Here is a 17789-nt window from a genome sequence, read left to right as displayed (position 1 = left end):
AGATACGATGGTGTAACAAACTGAGGCTGATCGAAATGGCTTATATCAATTCCTCCCGCGCTGCGTCCTTCTCGCTGGCTGATCGCATCTCGGGCTTTGTGGCCCTGACGAAAGCGAACCTGGCCCGCCGCGCCGTGTTTAATCAAACTGTCCGCGAACTCAACACGCTGACGGATCGGGAGCTGGCCGATCTCGGCATCGCCCGCGTCGACATTCTTTCCGTGGCCCGCGAAGCGGCCTACGGCAAATAAGTTTCTTGCTGAACCCCACCTCCTCCCGGGGTTCTTGGCAAAAGCGGCGGCGCTTCTCCTCCTCCCTGGCGTCGCCGCACTTTGATCCGGAAGCCGCGCTCGTGCGTAGACTTCCATAATTGATCCGACGTCCCCCTCCTCCTCCCTGGGGACATACGGAAAAGCGGCGGTTCCGCTCCTCCTCCCAGGAACCGCCGCATCCGAATTCCGGGGCACACCTGCCCCACCGATGTACGAAGGGCCCGCTCCTCCTCCCTAGGGCCCGACGGACCAGCGGCGGCCTCTACCTCCTCCCAGAGGTCGCCGCGCAAAATTCAGGGGCACAGCTGCCCCACCGAAGTACGAAGGGCCCGCTCCTCCTCCCTAGGGCCCATCGGACCAGCGGCGGCCTCTACCTCCTCCCAGAGGTCGCCGCGCAAAATTCAGGGGCACACCTGCCCCACCGATGTACGAAGGGCCCGCTCCTCCTCCCTAGGGCCCATCGGACCAGCGGCGACCTCTACCTCCTCCCAGAGGTCGCCGCGCAAAATTCAGGGGTTAAGAAACCCTTAACGGCGTACGAAGGGCCCGCTCCTCCTCCCAGGGCCCGACGCACCAGCGGCGACCTCACCTCCTCCCGGGGTCGCCGCATCCCATTCGCGCCTGGCCTCTCCTCCTCCCTGGCCGGGTCGAACCTGCGGTCGGCCTCTCCTCCTCCCTGGCCGGACCGTCCGACAGCGGCGGCGCCCTCCTCCCTCGGGTGCCGCCGTTTTCATTTCTCCCCCCACCCGCCTTGCATCCCGCCACCGCCCCGCCGATAGTCGCGCCCGACCCGACCCAACGGCAGGCCCGATGCGCCCTTCCCTTCTTTCCGCCGCCTTCGTCGCCGCCCTTGTGGGCTATGGCTCCACCATTGCGCTGGTCCTCGCCGCCGCTCAGGCGCTCGGGGCAAGCCCGCCTGAGACCGCAAGCTGGGTCATGGCGATCTGCTTCGCCAAAGCCGCAGGCAGCGCCCTTCTCTCCACCTGGCACCGGGTTCCGGTCGTGCTGGCCTGGTCCACCCCGGGCGCGGCGCTCATTGCCGCATCAGCGGGCTACACCATGGCCGAAGGCGTGGCCGCCTTCCTGCTCGCGGGCCTGTTGATCGCAGCGACCGGCCTGATCAAGCCGCTGGGCGCACTCGTGGCCCGCATCCCCGATGCCATCGCCGCCGCGATGCTGGCGGGTGTCTTGCTCCCATTCGTCCTGAAAGGCGCCAGCGCGCTGGAAGCCGCGCCCCTGCTCGTCGCCCCGATGGTCGGCCTATTCGCCCTCGTCCGCCTCAAGAATCCCGCCGTCGCCGTGCTTGCCGCCCTTGCCGCAGGCCTCGCCACAGCCTTCCTGAGTGGAACCACCACCCTGCCGCCCCTGCCACCCCTGCCGCCGACACCCGTGCTGATCTGGCCCGAATGGCACTGGTCCGCCCTGATCGGCCTTGGCCTGCCGCTTTACCTGGTGACCATGGCCTCGCAGAACCTGCCGGGCTTTGCCACCATGCGCGCGGCGGGGTATGAGCCGCCCGTCGCCTCGGCCCTTACGGTGACAGGCGGCATCTCGGCCATCGCCGCATTGTTTGGCGCGCATACGGTGAACATGGCCGCCATCACTGCTGCCATCTGCATGGGTGACGATGTCCACCCCGACCGCAGCCAGCGCTGGAAGGTGGGGCTTGCCTATGCGGGGGTTTGGGTGATGCTGGGCCTGACCGGCCCGGTCGTCATTGCCATTCTGAACGCCTTGCCCCCCGCCCTGATGACCGCCCTTGTGGCGCTGGCCTTGCTCGGCCCGCTCATGGGCGCGCTGACCGGGGCCTTCGCCACACCAGACCAGCGCTTCGCCGCCACGATCACGCTGGCCGTCACTGGCGCGGGTGTAGCCTTCGCAGGCATCGGCGCGGCCTTCTGGGGGCTCTTGGCGGGGCTTGCGATCTGGGGGCTGGACCGTGCCGCGAGGTAGCGATTTCTAACGCAGAAATCGCGCCGTTTTCTGCACGCAGAAAACGCCAACCACCGGCATCGCCCCATCCGATTTCTGCGTGCAGAAATCGTCGCGTTTCCTGCGTCAGGAAACGCTTTCCTTAGAACGGTACCTCATCGGCATCATCCGCATCGACGATGAACCCCGCCACCACCTTCTTGATCCCGGCCTTGGAAAAATCGATCTCCAGCTTATCGCCCTCGATCCCGATCACGATCCCATAGCCGAACTTGCGGTGGAACACCCGGTCCCCTTCGCTATGCGCCGATACCACGGTCGCATCAATCACCATCCCCCGCGCCTCGCGCGGTTGCGACACGCCCCGCGACTGCACGCGGTCCTGCATCCGCTTCCAGCCGGGTGAGGCATAGACATCCGCCTTTGACACCCGGTCTTCCATCGCCGACACCGCATAAGGCGCCGCCGCGCCAAAGCCCCCGCCATACAATCCCGGCGGCGTCTGCACCTCCACATGGTCGGACGGCAATTCATCGATGAACCGGCTGGGCAACTGGCTTTGCCATTGCCCATAAACCCGACGGTTCGACGCGAAGGAAATGGTGCACAGCTCCTCGGCCCGTGTGATCCCCACATAGGCCAGCCGCCGCTCTTCCTCCAATCCCTTCAACCCGCTCTCATCCATGCTGCGCTGGCTGGGGAACAATCCATCCTCCCAGCCCGGCAGAAAGACGACCGGAAACTCCAAACCCTTCGCCGCGTGCAGGGTCATGATGGAAACCTTCTCGCCGCCCTCCTCCGTCTCATTGTCCATGATAAGCGAGACGTGTTCGAGGAAGCCTTGCAGATTGTCGAACTGTTCCAGCGCCTTGACCAGTTCCTTCAGGTTCTCCAGCCGCCCCGGCGCCTCGGGCGTCTTGTCGTTCTGCCACATCTCGGTATAGCCGGATTCTTCAAGGATGGTCTCGGCCAGCCGCACATGGTCGTAATCCACCACCCGCGTGGCGCGGTGCCAGCGATCAATCCCCTCGACAAAAGCCCGCAACTGCCCCGCGCCCTTGCCGCCGATGCCGCCATGCGCCACCAACTCCCGCGCGCCCTCGTGCAGCGAAACACCCGCCCCCCGCGCCGTGCGCTGGATGTCGGCCTGCGCCTTGTCACCCAGCCCCCGCTTGGGCAGGTTCACCACCCGCTCGAACGCCAGATCATCCTCAGGCGAAACCGACAGCCGGAAATAGGCCATCGCGTCCCGGATCTCCTGCCGCTCATAGAACCTTGGCCCCCCGATCACGCGGTATGGCAGCCCGATGGTCAGAAACCGGTCCTCGAACGCCCGCATCTGATGGCTGGCGCGCACAAGGATCGCCTGCCCGTCCAGCCCCACAGGGTGCAACCCACGGCGGCCTTGCTGCAAAGCCTCGACCTCTTCACCGATCCAACGCGCCTCTTCCTCGCCATCCCAATGGCCGATCAGACGCACCTTCTCGCCGTCCTGCGCCTCGGTCCACAGCGTCTTGCCCAGACGCCCGGCATTGCCCGCGATCACCCCTGACGCCGCAGCAAGGATATGCGGCGTCGATCGGTAATTCTGCTCCAGCCGCACCACATGCGCGCCGGGGAAATCCTTTTCAAACCGCAGGATGTTGCCCACCTCGGCCCCGCGCCAGCCATAGATCGACTGGTCGTCATCCCCCACGCAGCAGATGTTCCGATGCGCCTGCGCAAGCAGCCGCAGCCACAGATATTGGCAGACGTTGGTATCCTGATACTCGTCCACCAGAATGTAACGGAACCACCGCTGGTACTGCGCCAGAACATCGGGATTGGCCTGAAAGATCGCCACGCAATGCAGCAGCAGATCGCCGAAATCGCAGGCGTTCAGCGTGCGCAGACGTTCCTGATACTGGGCGTACAACTCTGTCCCGCGGTTGTTGTATCCGCTCGCCTCGCTTGACGGCACGCGCTCCGGCGTCAGCGCGCGGTTCTTCCAGCCGTCGATCATCCCTGCCAGCATCCGCGCAGGCCAGCGCTTTTCGTCGATATTGGCGGCGAGGATCAACTGCTTCAGCAGCCGCACCTGATCATCCGTGTCCAGAATGGTGAAGTTCGACTTCAACTCCACCAGTTCCGCATGCCGCCGCAGGATCTTGACCGAAAGCGAATGGAACGTGCCCATCCAGGGCATCCCCTCGGCCACCTCGCCCAGCAACCGACCCACGCGCAATTTCATCTCGCGCGCGGCCTTGTTGGTAAAGGTCACCGCCAGAATCTCGTTCGGGCGCGCCTTGCCCATGCGCAGCAGATGCACGATCCGCGCCGTCAGCGCCTTGGTCTTGCCCGTTCCGGCCCCGGCCAGCATCAGCACCGGGCCATCCAACGCCTCAACCGCAGCACGCTGCGCGGGGTTCAGATCATCCAGATAGGCCGCAGGCCGCGCTGCCTGCAAGGCGCGCTGCGACAGCGGCACCGCCGCCGCCTCAAAGGCTTCATTCTCATCCCAGCCATTCATGCGGGCGACCCTAGCGCGATCGGCGGCAAAGGAAAAGGTTCTTCAAATGTTCCACCCGCATTTTCCGCCCAACGCCCCAAACCGACTTCGCAACTGCAAATCCACGCCTGCATATTTCGCAAAATTTGCATCCCACGCCGGTTCCCGCACTTGCGCTGCATCGCAGCGCCCCTAGAGTGACGCGCTGATCGCACAATCGCGAAACCGTGAGTAGCCCGCCTGACCGCCCGTCTGACCGCCCGTCTGACCCAAGCCTGACCTGCCGCCATCCGGAGAGACCGATGCCCGAATTCCGCAAGATCCTCGTTGCAAACCGGGGCGAGATCGCCATCCGCGTCATGCGCGCCGCCAATGAGATGGGCAAGAAGACCGTCGCCGTCTTTGCCGAGGAAGACAAACTGTCGCTGCACCGCTTCAAGGCGGATGAAGCCTATCGCATCGGCGAAGGCCTCTCCCCGGTCGGCGCCTATCTGTCGATTCAGGAAATCATCCGCGTGGCCAAGATGGCCGGGGCCGATGCCATCCATCCCGGCTATGGCCTGCTGTCGGAAAACCCCGATTTCGTCGAGGCCTGCGATCAGGCTGGCATCACCTTCATCGGCCCGCGCGCCGAAACCATGCGCGCGCTTGGCGACAAGGCCTCTGCCCGCCGTGTGGCGATCGAGGCGGGCGTCCCCGTCATCCCCGCCACCGAAGTGCTGGCCGATGACATGGCGCTGATCAAGAAACAGGCGGCCGAGGTGGGCTATCCCCTGATGCTCAAGGCCTCATGGGGCGGCGGCGGGCGCGGGATGCGGCCGATCCTGTCGGAAGACGAGCTTGAAACCAAGGTCCGCGAAGGCCGGCGCGAGGCCGAGGCCGCCTTTGGCAATGGCGAAGGTTATCTGGAAAAGATGATCCAGCGCGCCCGCCATGTCGAGGTGCAGATCCTTGGCGACAAGCAGGGCAACTGCTGGCACCTGTGGGAACGTGACTGCACCGTGCAGCGCCGAAACCAAAAGGTGGTTGAACGCGCCCCCGCCCCTTACCTCACGCAGGCCCAGCGCGAAGAGGTTTGCGAGATGGCGCGCAGGATCTGCGCCCATGTCGAATACGAATGTGCAGGCACCGTCGAATTCCTGATGGATATGGATGACGGCAAGTTCTACTTCATCGAAGTGAACCCTCGCGTGCAGGTCGAACACACCGTGACCGAAGAGGTGACGGGCATTGACATCGTGCAGGCCCAGATCCTGATCGAAGAAGGCAAATCGCTGGCCGAGGCGACAGGTCTTCCCTCACAGGCGGATGTCAAACTCAACGGCCACGCCCTGCAATGCCGGGTCACCACCGAAGACCCGCTGAACAATTTCATCCCCGATTACGGCCGCCTGACCGCCTATCGTTCCGCCACCGGCAACGGCATCCGGCTGGATGGCGGCACGGCCTATGCGGGGGGCGTCATCACCCGCTATTACGATTCGCTTCTGGTCAAGGTCACGGCGCACGCCCAGACCCCGGAAAAGGCCATCGCACGGATGGACCGCGCCCTGCGCGAGTTCCGCATCCGGGGTGTGGCGACGAATATCGAATTCGTCATCAACCTGCTTAAACACCCCACCTTCCTGAACGATACCTACACCACCAAATTCATCGACACGACGCCCGAGCTGTTCGCCTTCAAGAAACGCCGCGACCGGGCGACCAAGATCCTCACCTATATCGCCGACATCACGGTGAACGGGCATCCCGAAACCGTCGGCCGCCCCAAACCCCCGGCCGAGGCAAAGATGCCCAAGCCGCCGAAACTGCACACCGAAACGCCCGCCACCGGCACCCGCAACCTGCTGGAACAAAAAGGCCCGCAGGCCGTGGCCGATTGGATGAAGGCCCAGAAAAAGGTGCTGATCACCGACACCACCATGCGTGACGGGCATCAGTCGCTGCTGGCCACGCGGATGCGGTCAATCGACATGGTCCGCGTCGCGCCCGCCTATGCCGCCAACCTGCCGCAGCTGTTCAGCGTCGAATGCTGGGGCGGCGCCACCTTCGACGTGGCCTACCGCTTCCTTCAGGAATGCCCTTGGCAGCGTCTGCGCGACCTGCGCGCGGCCATGCCCAACCTAATGACCCAGATGCTTTTGCGCGCCTCCAACGGCGTGGGCTATACCAACTACCCCGACAACGTTGTCCGGTCCTTCGTGTTGCAGGCTGCCGAGACGGGCGTCGATGTGTTCCGCGTGTTCGACAGCCTCAACTGGGTGGAAAACATGCGCGTCGCCATGGACGCGGTGATCGAGGCGAACAAGATCTGCGAAGGCACCATCTGCTATACCGGCGACATGCTCGATCCGGCGCGCAGCAAGTATGACCTGAAATACTATGTCGACCGCGCCAAGGAACTGAAATCCGCAGGCGCGCATGTCCTGGGGCTCAAGGATATGGCGGGGCTTCTGAAACCCGCCTCCGCCCGCATCCTCGTGAAGGCCCTGAAACAGGAAGTGGGCCTGCCCGTCCATTTCCACACGCATGATACCTCGGGTGCCGCCGCGGCGACGATCCTTGCCGCCTGTGACGCAGGCGTCGATGCGGTGGATGCCGCGATGGATGCCTTCTCGGGCGGCACCTCGCAGCCCTGCCTCGGCTCTATCGTCGAAGCGCTGCGCCATACCGAACGCGACACCGGGCTGGATATCGCCGCGATCCGCGACATCTCCAACTATTGGGAACATGTCCGCACCCAGTATGCCGCCTTTGAATCCGGCATCCCCGCCCCCGCGTCCGAGGTCTATCTCCACGAAATGCCGGGGGGCCAGTTCACCAACCTCAAAGGTCAGGCCCGTTCCCTGGGGCTTGAGGAGCGTTGGCCCGAAATCGCCCAGGCCTATGCCGATGCCAACCAGATGTTCGGCGACATCGTCAAGGTGACGCCGTCCTCCAAGGTGGTGGGTGACATGGCGCTGATGATGGTGGCCCAGGGCCTGACCCGCGCGCAGGTCGAAGACCCCGCCGTTGACGTGGCCTTCCCGGAATCGGTCATCGACATGCTCAAGGGCAATCTCGGCCAACCCCATGGCGGCTGGCCCGACGGCATCCTGAAAAAGGTGCTCAAGGGCGATGCGCCTCTGACCGACCGCCCCGGCAAGACCCTGCCTCCCGTCGATTTCGCCGCCACCCGCGCCTATCTCGAAAAGGAACTGACGGGCTACAAGGTGGATAATGAGGATATCAACGGCTACCTCATGTATCCCAAGGTCTTCCTTGATTACATGGGCCGCCATCGCCTCTACGGCCCGGTCCGCGCGCTGCCCACGAAAACCTTCTTCTACGGCATGCAGCCGGGCGAAGAGATCACAGCCGAAATCGACCCCGGCAAGAACCTCGAAATCCGTCTGCAAGCCGTGGGCGAAACGACCGAGGATGGCGAAGTTCGCGTGTTCTTTGAACTCAACGGCCAGCCCCGCGTCGTGCGTATCGCTAACCGGGCCATCAAGGCGAAAACCGCCGCGCGGCCAAAAGCACAGGACGGCAACCCTGCCCATGTCGGCGCACCCATGCCCGGCTCCATCGCCTCTGTCGCGGTGACCGTCGGCCAAAAGGTCCGCGCAGGTGACCAGCTGCTCACGATCGAAGCGATGAAGATGGAAACCGGTTTGCACGCCGACCGCGAAGCCACGGTCAAGGCGCTGCATGTGCACGCAGGCAGCCAGATCGAGGCGAAGGATCTGCTGATCGAATTCGAATGAACAGCGCGCCCCCCGGCCTAGGTCCGATCGGGGGGCGTCACGCCTAGAATTCGCCCAGCATGACGACCGCGCCGCGCATCAACCCGAAATTCGCGTTCGGCACCACGCCCAACCGCAGAGTCTTTCCGCGCAACTGGCCCTCCCAAGCCGCCGGCACCCCGCGAGCGGTCAGGTCAATCTGTTTCACGCCCTCAAGTCGTGTCGCGATCTCGGTGGCAAAGGCTGTCGCCGCCGCCGCGGTCAACCGCGATGATGACACAGCGCATCGGCTGGCGGTCTGTCTGCTCCCTTGCGTGGCAGCGACTGCGCGATAGCCATTTATTGTGTGGATCCGAAGCCCGTCTTGGTTCCCTTCATAGCGCCACCCATCGGCGGCAAGAGTCTCATGAATCGCGCCCACATCCGGAAACCGGGCAAGGCAAACCTCAAATGCCGCCTTCGCTGCGGTCCAATTTTCATCTGCATGGGCAATACCCGCAGGCGTGACCAGCACGATCAGCACCGCCAGTCGGCAGGCCACAATCCCTGCCACCACCCGCTTCCAAAGCCCCGAAACTATACGACGCAAAGTCATCACTCGCACTCCAATCACCTTTACGGCCCACGCGGCCAATCTTCCCAAACCGTAGCAAGACTGCCCATCGCAGACAACCCACGGGGGCAAAACGTCGCTGGCTGCACGCCTTGGATGCGTCAGTCAAAATTCCGATGTCTGCTGCACTTTCCCCTTGAACCCTGCGCAGGCCTTCAATAGATGAGCGACGTCCAACCGGCGCGGGCGTAGCTCAGGGGTAGAGCATAACCTTGCCAAGGTTAGGGTCGTGAGTTCGAATCTCATCGCCCGCTCCAGTCGGACCAGCGATAAGGCCGCCCACCGGGCGGCCTTTTGCTTTGTGCAACTCTGCTATCTTTGCAGAAATACGCGCAGCATCGCCCCCTACTCACCGTGTCCAACACCGCAAAGCAACCCGATGTTTCGCCGAAAAATCGCGCTTGGCGCACGACGCAACTTTCCCCTTGCGTGACCGCCCGCCCCGCACTATCACCCGGCCACGGAGTGCGGGCGTAGCTCAGGGGTAGAGCATAACCTTGCCAAGGTTAGGGTCGTGAGTTCGAATCTCATCGCCCGCTCCAGTTTACCAAAAAGCAGTTGTGTCTATGCTCGGGCCTTCCCGGCAGCAGGCATGCCGTGGGCAAAGTCTATCAACTGATCGCCCTACGCGGCAGCAGCCGTTGCCCCCACGAGGCACCTTACGCCTATTGTCGAAAGATCGCGTTGCGCCCGGCGCCGCCGCCAACTCCTCCGGATCGCGGGGCAGGCATGACGGCGTCGCCCGCCACCACCTGCATCCGTGCCGCCCGCAGCAGGCGCAGCGGCACCGCGCCCAGTATAGGCGCCTGCACTGGCGTACCCACCGCGATATCAGGTGCTGGAATGTCCAACTCACGATAGGCCGCCCACATCGGCCCCCGCGCGCTCTGCAGCGCAGTTTGCAATTCAACAGGGTCCGGCTTGGTGCCCCGATCCAGCACAGCGACGAAGTCCCCCGATCCGGCATAGGCCATCCGGTACTGCGCCGCTGGCAGCACGTCCAGGATCTGTTCCGCCGCCTCGGACAGGAAATCATAGTAATCCAGCCGCTCCAGATGCCCAAAGGCCCAAAGCGCATTGCGCAGCCGGAAACAGATCACTGCCGTGCCGGGCAGACCCGACCATCCCAGCGACACCAGATGTGTTTCCAGCACCAGATAATCGACCACGCCATCCTCGGCATTGGGCAGGACCGCATCCTCGAAGCCAAAGCCGAAGCCCTGCTGCGCGCGCAGTGTGCCGATCTCATCCTGCAAGGCGGCTGTCTGCCGTCGCTCCTGCAAGATACGCTCTACCATCGAAAGCCGTGCGCCCAGTTCCACGCTTTCCAGCGGCTTGTGCAGGAAATCATTCGCCCCCGCCTCCAGCGCCGCCTTCACCCGGTCCCGCTCGGTGACCGAGGAAATCATGATGATCGGCGTTGCCTTATGCGCCGCCGTCGCCCGCAACCCGGCGCAAAGCTCCGCCCCGGTCATTCCCGGCATCTCCAGATCCAGCAGGAACAGATCTGTCACGATCCGCCCCGCCTCGGCCTCGCGCAGCGCCTGTGTCGGATCGCCGAAGGTGGCCACCACCTCCATGTCCAGCGCGCGCAGGTATTCCGTCACGATGGCCAGAAAGATCGGGTCGTCATCGACACAGACAATGCGCATGGGAACTCCTTGATCCGTTCAGACAACGACCCGATGAGCCAAGGGGTCAACCTTTCAACCAGAACGGCAGCAGGCTGCGCCATTAAAGGGCCGCGTCGGCGCTTTCGGTAAGATTCATTTCCAATACAACCCAGACGAGAGCCACAATCGACCGCACAGCCGATGGTCACAAACTTGCGAACGCTTCTCATTACCATTGACTTTTGCGAACTATTCTCACATATGGGAAGCATTAGGTTTTCCCTGTCCCGCACGGTACAAGACCCAATGGAAAAAGGCCGACACCACATGATCGACCGCCGCTCTCTGCTTCTGACCCTGTCCCTTGCACCACTTCTTGGCAGCCGCGCGCTGGCACAGACGGGCCCCGCCGCCATCACCGCGACCACAGGCATGATCGCCGACATCGCCCGCCGCCTGACCGGGGGCGAAGTGGCCGCGCTGATGAGCGCGGGCATGGACCCGCACAGCTATCGCCCCACACGGTCCGATATCCTCGCCCTTTCGCGCGCCGACATCATCCTCTGGCACGGCTTGCACCTTGAGGCGCAATTCGCTGATGTCATGGCCGACCTCGCCCGTCAGCGCACAGTGGTGGCCCTTGCCGATAGCCTGCCCCGCGCCGACCTTCTCTCTGATCCCGCATATCCTGACCGCCCCGACCCCCATGTCTGGTTCGATCCGAAACTCTGGTCCGAAGTCGTGCGCAGCGCCGCCGATGTGCTGGCCACCGCCGGCTTCGATACCGCCGCCCCGGCCGAGGCTCTGCTTGCCGACATTGCCGCGCTTGATACCTACGCCCAGCAGGTTCTGGCCACGGTCCCCGATCCGTCGCGCATTCTTGTCACTGCGCATGACGCCTTCGCCTATTTCGGCCGCGCCTATGGCTGGCAAGTCGAAGGCATTCAGGGCATCTCGACGGAATCCGAGGCAGGCCTCGCCCGCATCACCGAACTGGTCGATCTGCTGGTCGCCCGCAACATCGCCGCAGTCTTTGTCGAAAGCTCAGTCTCTGACCGCGCCATCCGCGCCCTGATCGAAGGCGCGGCCGCCCAAGGCCACACCATCACTATCGGAGGCGAGTTGTACTCCGATGCGATGGGTCCGGACGGCACCTATGAAGGCACCTATATCGGCATGATCGACCACAACATCACCACCATCGCCCGCGCCCTTGGCGGCGATGCGCCCGAACGCGGCATGGTCGGCAAATTGAACGCAGGCACCTGATGGTAGACCCCACCCCGATCCCGGTTGCAGAAGCGGCGCTTGCTGTCACGGGGCTGACCGTGTCCTACGCGGCCCTGCCCGTGGTCGAAGGGATCGCCGCCCGCTTTCCCAAAGGGTCGATGACCGCCATCATTGGCCCCAACGGGGCGGGCAAATCCACCCTGCTGAAAGCCACGCTCGGCCTTGTTCCCGCCGTGACGGGCGATGTGCGCGCCTTCGGCCAACCGGTCGCCAAGGCTATGCCCCGCATCGCCTATGTCCCGCAACGCGCCGCGGTGGATTGGGAATTTCCGGCCCGCGTGATCGACGTCGTCCAGATGGGGCTATATCGCAAGACCGGCCTTCTGGGCCGCATCACCCCAGCACTGAAGGCGCAGGCGATGGATTGCCTCTCGCGCCTCGGCATGGCCGATTTTGCGCAACGTCAGATCGGTGCTCTTTCGGGTGGCCAGCAGCAGCGCGTCTTCCTTGCCCGCGCCTTGGCGCAAGAGGCGGACCTCATGATCCTTGATGAACCCTTCGCAGGCGTCGATGCCGCGACGGAATCCGCCATCATCGCCGTCCTTCACGGCCTGCGGGCCGAGGGCAAGACGGTGATCGCCGTGCATCACGACCTTGCGACGGTCGCCGCCTATTTCGACCGCGTGCTGCTTCTGAACCGCCGCGTCATCGCCGAAGGTCCCACTGCCACAACCTTCCGCCGCGCCACCGTGGCCGAGGCTTATGGAAACACCCTTCTCACCTCAATCCCGGCCTGACCCCCTGACCCAACCAGTCCCCTCAAGATGACCGCCGAACTCCTTCAGGCCCTGCTGTTTCAGGGGGGCTACAACGCCGCCCTCGTCAGCCTGGGCGCGGCGCTGCTTGGCCTTGCGGCGGGGTCGGTGGGGGCCTTCACCACCCTGCGCCGCCGCGCGCTGACCTCTGATGCCATGGCACATGCCACCCTGCCCGGCATCGGGCTTGCCTTCCTTGCCATGGCGGCCTTTGGCGGTGACGGGCGCAACCTCGCAGGCCTGCTCATCGGGGCCGGGCTGTCGGCAGCACTGGGCCTGTACTGGCTGCAACGCCTGACCGACATCACCCGCCTGCCCGAAGATGCCGCAACCGGTGCCATCCTTTCCACCTTCTACGGCGCGGGCATCGTGATCCTGACCGTGATCCAGAACCTGTCGCTGGGACGCCCCGCAGGGCTGGAGGGGTTTCTTCTCGGCTCCACTGCCGGGATGCTGAAATCCGACGCCATCCTGATTGCCGGGGGCGGGGCGATGATCCTGACCCTGCTCCTTATCCTGCGCCGCGTGCTGGCGATGACGGCGTTTGATCCGGGGCATGCCCGCCTCATGGGAATCAACACCCGCGCCGCCGACGTGGCGCTGCTGCTCTTGACGCTGGCCTGCGTCTTGTTGGGCCTGCGCGTGGTGGGTCTGATCCTGATCGTGGCGCTTCTGATCACCCCCGCCCTGACCGCGCGCCTCTGGTCAGACAGGATCGGCGTTGTGGCCTTGCTGGCGGGTGGGATAGGCGCTGTCGCGGGCCATCTCGGGGCTTCGTTGTCTCTGGTGCTGCCCGACTTGCCCACCGGCCCCGCCATCGTGCTGATCACCTTCACCGCCTTTATCCTGTCAGCTCTCTTCGCCCCCGGACGCGGCCTCATCGCCCGCGCATTGGCCCGCGCGCGACAGGCAAGTTTGGTGCGCACATGACCTTTGGCGCAGAGTTCGTCCCCCTCACCCTGCCGCCGCTCGTCATTGCGATGCTGGCCGCACTGGCCTGCGCGGCACCGGGCAATTTCCTGCTGCTGCGCGGCCAGTCGATGCTGGGCGATGCCATGTCACATGTCGTTCTGCCGGGTATCGTTGCAGCCTTCTTGCTGACAGGGTCCGCCTCCCAACCCGTCATGCTGGCGGGCGCATTGGCCGCCGCCGCCCTGTCTTCGGCCCTGATCGAAGGCATCCGGCGCGCCACCGGGGCCGATCCGGGGGCCGCCATGGGCGTGACCTTCACCGCCATGTTTGCCCTTGGCGTGCTGCTTTTGGAAACCTCCGGCGCGGGCGCGGTTCATCTTGATGTGGAACACGCGCTTTACGGCAATCTCGAAGGCCTGATCTGGATCGACGCCACAGGTTGGGCCTCGCTCGCCGATCCCGCAGCACTTGCCACCCTGCCCTCGGAACTGCCCGCGCTGGCCATCGCCACCGCCGCCATCCTTGCCGCCCTCACCCTGTTCTGGCGCCCGCTGACCATCGCCACCTTCGACGAAGGCTTTGCCACCAGCGCGGGCATCCCCACCCGATGGATTTCTGCCGGGCTGACCGGCCTTACCGCGCTGGCCGCAGTGGCGGCCTTCTCTGCCGTGGGATCGATCCTGACCATCGCCATGCTGATCTGCCCCCCCGCCACCGCGCGCCTGCTGACCGACAGCCTGCCGCGCCAGATGGCCCTGTCGCTTATCATCGCCGCCCTCGCCGCCGCCCTCGGCACCCTGATTGCGGGCTACCTGCCGCTGGCGCTGGGTCTTGGCTTTTCCGTGTCAGCCTCCGGCAGCATCGCCGTGCTGGCAGGCGTCTTCCTCGGCCTTGCCGCCACCTTCGGCCCGCGCCGCCGCAGGCTCGCCGCCTCTGCCTGACAGCTTTCCAAACCGCGCCCCAGCGCCTATAAGGCCGCAAAGCAAGGGGAAACCGCGATGCGTCAGGCCAAGATCCACCGCAAGACCGCCGAAACCGATGTCGCCATCAGCCTGAACCTTGATGGCACCGGGCAGTATGACTGCCACAGCGGCGTGGGCTTTTTCGACCACATGCTGGATCAACTGGCCCGCCACTCGCTCATCGACCTTAACGTCAAGGCCAAGGGCGATCTGCATATCGACGATCACCACACCGTCGAAGATTGCGGCATCGCGATCGGTCAGGCCCTGACACAGGCGCTGGGCGACAAGCGCGGCATCCGCCGCTATGGCCATTTCAACCTCGCCATGGATGACGCGCAGGTCGCCTGCGCGCTGGACCTGTCGGCGCGGCCGTTCCTCGTCTGGAACCTGCCCTTCCCGACGGCGAAGATCGGTACTTTTGACACCGAACTGGTGCGTGAATTCTTTCAGGCGCTCGCCACCCATGGCGGCATCACCCTGCATGTCGACCTGATCCACGGGGTCAACAGCCACCACATCGCGGAAGCCGCCTTCAAGGCCGTGGCCCGCGCGCTGCGGATGGCCGTTGAACATGACCCCCGGCTTGGCAACGCGCTGCCCTCGACCAAAGGCGCGCTTTAACCCAAGGCGCTGAAGAATTTTCCCGAAAATTCTTCAGCCGCCCCGCATGGTAAGAATTTTCCAGAAAATTCTTACCACCCTGTTTCCGAAAGATTTTCACTGAAAATTTTTCGTCACCCCCGCAATGAGGCCCCCATGCCCCTGACCGTTCTCGTCGATTATGACAGCGGCAATCTCCACTCCGCCGAAAAGGCGTTTCAGCGCATGGCGGCCGAGGTGGGCGGCGGCGATGTCCTTGTGACCTCGCATCCGGAAGATGTTGCCCGCGCCGACAGGATCGTTCTGCCCGGCGACGGGGCCTTTCCCGCCTGCCGCCGCGCCTTGGGCAATCTGGGCGGGTTGTTCGAGGCGATCTCCGAAGGCGTGGCGCGGGGCAAGCCCTTTTTCGGTATCTGCGTTGGCATGCAGATGCTGGCAACATGGGGCCGTGAATACGAAGACACACAGGGGTTTGACTGGATCGGTGGCGAAGTCACCCGCATCACCCCCGCCGACCCCGCGCTCAAGGTGCCGCATATGGGCTGGAACGATCTGGTGATCGACCGCCCGCATCCGGTTCTGCAAGGAGTATCAACCGGCGATCACGCCTATTTCGTGCACAGCTACCAGTTCCGCGTGGCCGATCCCGCGCATCTTCTGGCGCATGTGGATTATGCCGGTCCCGTCACTGCCATCATCGGCCGCGACACGATCATCGGCACCCAGTTCCACCCGGAAAAGTCCCAGGCCACCGGCCTGCGGATGATTGCCAACTTCCTGCGCTGGAAACCCTGATCTGCAGGCTTGCTTCCGGGCGCATCCCGGATCACCATCAATACATCCTGTGGTTGTTCATGGTGCCTTGATGTTCCCCCGGCTTCTGCCTGCGCTCGCGCTTCTTTGCGCCTGCGCCTCGCCCTCCCCGCAATTCCTCAACGCCTCCCGCCAGGACGTTGTGATCGACGGGCGCAGCTTCACCGTCTTTCGCAAAGACACCCGCGTGCAGGTCATCCGCCACGGCTATGCCCGCAGCGCCGAACGCCCGGACATCCCCGCGCAAATGCTGCGCGCCGTTGCGCAGGCCACCGGCTGCACCCCGATCGAGACCAGCTTTCAGGGTGACAGCGGCGAACGCCGCGGCCGCATCAGGTGCTGATGCGCCGCCACAGCCATGCCCCGGCCCGCCCGTCAATCGCCACCAGCCCCAATGCGATCAACCCAGCCCCCGCAATCTGCGCCGCCGCCAGCCGTTCGCCCAGAAAGACCACACCCAGCGCCACCGCGCTGACCGGCACCAGAAACGTGACCAAACCCACGTTCAACGACCCGACCGTTGCCAGCAGCCGAAAGAAGATGACATAGGCCAGCGCTGTCGACAGCACCGCCAATCCCGCAACGGCCAGCCAGACCTCAACCCCGCCGCTGCCGGTCTGCACGCCCCCTGTCATCATCATCGGCAGGATCAGCAGGCCGGTCGCACAAAGGCATTGCCCAAAGGCCACGCTCAAAGGGGCCACGCCCAGCACACGAAAGCGCCGCCCCCAGACCGATGCCAGCGCATAGCTGCACGCCGCCCCCAGACAGGCCAGCTTGGCCCAGATGGCCCCTTCCGTGGCCCCGCCGCCCATCATCACCAGAACCCCGGCAAAGCCGCAGACCACCCCCGCGATTCGCCCGAAACCCGGCCGCCGCTCATCGGCAAAGACCGCCAGCACCACCACTGTCAGGATCGGGGTCATCGCGTTCAAAATCGCGGCCAGCCCGCCGCCGATCTGCCCCTGCGCCAATGCAAACAGCGTAAAGGGCAGCGCGTTGTTCAACAGACCCATCACCACCAGCGCCCGCCAAACCGCCGCCCCGCGCGGCACGGGCAGGCCGGTCGCGGCCAGCGTCAGCGCCAGCACCCCCGCCCCCAACCCGACCCGCAACCAGACCACCGTCAAAGGGGCCATCCCTGCGGCCAAAACCAACTCCACGAAAAAGAACGACCCGCCCCACAGCACCGACAGGAGCAAAAGCAATCCCCAATCTCGTTGTCCCAATTTGGCCTCCGGTCATGGCAAGGGGGTGCAAGGTCACCCCTGCACCCCCTTTAATCCGTATCAGGGCCGAAGAACGACCCGAAATCTGCGCTTACTGTACCCGCGTCCAGGTGCCACCGTCGCGGCAGATTCCCAGAACGCAGCCCTTCACGCTCAGCCCGTTGCCCTGCAGGATCATGTAGGAGTTATAGGTCTTGTCCCGATCCGGCGACCAGACCTTGCCATCCTCGTAATTCCCGTCGCCCTTGGCCATCATGTCCCAGATGATCTGCCGCCCCACATTCGGGCTTTCGATTTGCGCGCCCGACCCATCAAAGGCCTTGACCAGCGTGCCGCAAAAAGCCGGGCCGCAGGGCTTTACATCGATATGGCCAAAATTGCCGTTGTCATCCGGCGCGGTCTTCCAGACCCCCTCGACCGGGTCCGCCGCCATGGCAGCCCCTGCAAAGGCAAGGCTTGCCAGCACCGTCATCATCATCCGCTTCATAGGGCCGATCCTCCCTGATTTGCCACCGTCTTGCGACATCTTGTCCAACCCCGCCCGCCGATCAAGCCTGACGTTAGGTCGCGCGCCGCGCGCCT

General features: G+C 64.4%; 15 protein-coding genes and 2 tRNA genes. 12 read left to right on the top strand and 5 right to left on the bottom strand.

The window, feature by feature from the left end; all coding sequences use genetic code 11:
• Nucleotides 1-35 precede the first annotated feature (35 nt).
• A complete protein-coding gene (locus RSE12_07885; GenBank protein ID WRH64241.1) occupies nucleotides 36-251 on the top strand; it encodes a DUF1127 domain-containing protein in 216 nt (71 codons plus the stop codon).
• Nucleotides 252-1082: 831 nt separating this feature from the next.
• Nucleotides 1083-2225 carry a benzoate/H(+) symporter BenE family transporter gene (locus tag RSE12_07880; protein ID WRH64240.1) on the top strand — a complete coding sequence of 381 codons (1143 nt, stop codon included), beginning with the start codon at nucleotides 1083-1085 and terminating at the stop codon, nucleotides 2223-2225.
• Between the two features lie 121 nt (nucleotides 2226-2346).
• On the opposite strand, the gene RSE12_07875 is transcribed toward RSE12_07880, so the two are convergent.
• Nucleotides 2347-4713: a UvrD-helicase domain-containing protein gene (locus RSE12_07875; GenBank protein ID WRH64239.1), complete on the bottom strand. Its 2367-nt coding sequence runs from the start codon at nucleotides 4711-4713 to the stop codon at nucleotides 2347-2349.
• Nucleotides 4714-4994: 281 nt separating this feature from the next.
• On the opposite strand from RSE12_07875, the gene RSE12_07870 reads away from it, so the two are divergent.
• Complete coding sequence (locus RSE12_07870) at nucleotides 4995-8438, top strand: pyruvate carboxylase (GenBank protein ID WRH64238.1); 3444 nt, start codon at nucleotides 4995-4997, stop codon at nucleotides 8436-8438.
• Between the two features lie 43 nt (nucleotides 8439-8481).
• Here the strand turns inward: RSE12_07870 and RSE12_07865 are convergent, their stop codons facing one another.
• On the bottom strand, nucleotides 8482-9012 hold the full coding sequence (locus RSE12_07865; protein ID WRH64237.1) for a hypothetical protein: 531 nt from the start codon (nucleotides 9010-9012) through the stop codon (nucleotides 8482-8484).
• A gap of 200 nt (nucleotides 9013-9212) precedes the next feature.
• Here RSE12_07865 and RSE12_07860 point away from each other — a divergent pair.
• Nucleotides 9213-9287, top strand: a tRNA-Gly gene (locus tag RSE12_07860).
• A gap of 210 nt (nucleotides 9288-9497) precedes the next feature.
• Nucleotides 9498-9572 (top strand) — tRNA-Gly (locus tag RSE12_07855).
• A gap of 123 nt (nucleotides 9573-9695) precedes the next feature.
• Here RSE12_07855 and RSE12_07850 read toward each other — a convergent pair.
• Complete coding sequence (locus RSE12_07850) at nucleotides 9696-10682, bottom strand: response regulator (GenBank protein WRH64236.1); 987 nt, start codon at nucleotides 10680-10682, stop codon at nucleotides 9696-9698.
• Between the two features lie 288 nt (nucleotides 10683-10970).
• Here RSE12_07850 and RSE12_07845 point away from each other — a divergent pair, with 288 nt between their 5' ends.
• The 7 genes from RSE12_07845 (at nucleotide 10971) to RSE12_07815 (ending at nucleotide 16321) form a co-directional block, all read left to right on the top strand.
• Nucleotides 10971-11912, top strand: coding sequence for a zinc ABC transporter substrate-binding protein (locus tag RSE12_07845; GenBank protein WRH64235.1), 942 nt, complete (start codon nucleotides 10971-10973; stop codon nucleotides 11910-11912).
• A complete protein-coding gene (locus RSE12_07840; GenBank protein WRH64234.1) occupies nucleotides 11912-12670 on the top strand; it encodes a metal ABC transporter ATP-binding protein in 759 nt (252 codons plus the stop codon). Before RSE12_07845 ends, RSE12_07840 begins: the two co-directional genes overlap by 1 nt.
• A gap of 27 nt (nucleotides 12671-12697) precedes the next feature.
• Nucleotides 12698-13618, top strand: a complete 921-nt coding sequence (locus RSE12_07835) for a metal ABC transporter permease (protein WRH64233.1) — start codon at nucleotides 12698-12700, stop codon at nucleotides 13616-13618.
• Nucleotides 13615-14541, top strand: a complete 927-nt coding sequence (locus RSE12_07830) for a metal ABC transporter permease (protein WRH64232.1) — start codon at nucleotides 13615-13617, stop codon at nucleotides 14539-14541. Before RSE12_07835 ends, RSE12_07830 begins: the two co-directional genes overlap by 4 nt.
• Before the next feature lie 57 nt (nucleotides 14542-14598).
• Nucleotides 14599-15186: an imidazoleglycerol-phosphate dehydratase HisB gene (hisB, locus tag RSE12_07825; protein WRH64231.1), complete on the top strand. Its 588-nt coding sequence runs from the start codon at nucleotides 14599-14601 to the stop codon at nucleotides 15184-15186.
• 135 nt (nucleotides 15187-15321) lie between these two features.
• The gene (gene hisH / locus RSE12_07820) at nucleotides 15322-15960 is read left to right on the top strand and encodes an imidazole glycerol phosphate synthase subunit HisH (GenBank protein ID WRH64230.1); all 639 of its coding nucleotides are present in this window, start codon (nucleotides 15322-15324) and stop codon (nucleotides 15958-15960) included.
• 70 nt (nucleotides 15961-16030) lie between these two features.
• A complete protein-coding gene (locus tag RSE12_07815; protein ID WRH64229.1) occupies nucleotides 16031-16321 on the top strand; it encodes a hypothetical protein in 291 nt (96 codons plus the stop codon).
• On the opposite strand, the gene RSE12_07810 is transcribed toward RSE12_07815, so the two are convergent.
• Both RSE12_07810 and RSE12_07805 read right to left on the bottom strand, forming a co-directional pair.
• Nucleotides 16311-17186 (bottom strand): DMT family transporter, encoded by an 876-nt coding sequence (locus tag RSE12_07810; GenBank protein WRH64228.1) that lies wholly within the window; start codon nucleotides 17184-17186, stop codon nucleotides 16311-16313. The genes RSE12_07815 and RSE12_07810 overlap by 11 nt on opposite strands.
• Nucleotides 17187-17298: 112 nt before the next feature.
• Nucleotides 17299-17694, bottom strand: coding sequence for a DUF2147 domain-containing protein (locus tag RSE12_07805; protein ID WRH64227.1), 396 nt, complete (start codon nucleotides 17692-17694; stop codon nucleotides 17299-17301).
• Nucleotides 17695-17789 lie beyond the last annotated feature (95 nt).

Source organism: Fuscovulum sp., assembly GCA_035192965.1.
Taxonomy (GTDB): Bacteria; Pseudomonadota; Alphaproteobacteria; order Rhodobacterales; family Rhodobacteraceae; genus Paragemmobacter.
Note: the sequence above shows the minus strand (reverse complement) of the source record. Positions and strands in the feature narration are given on the sequence as shown.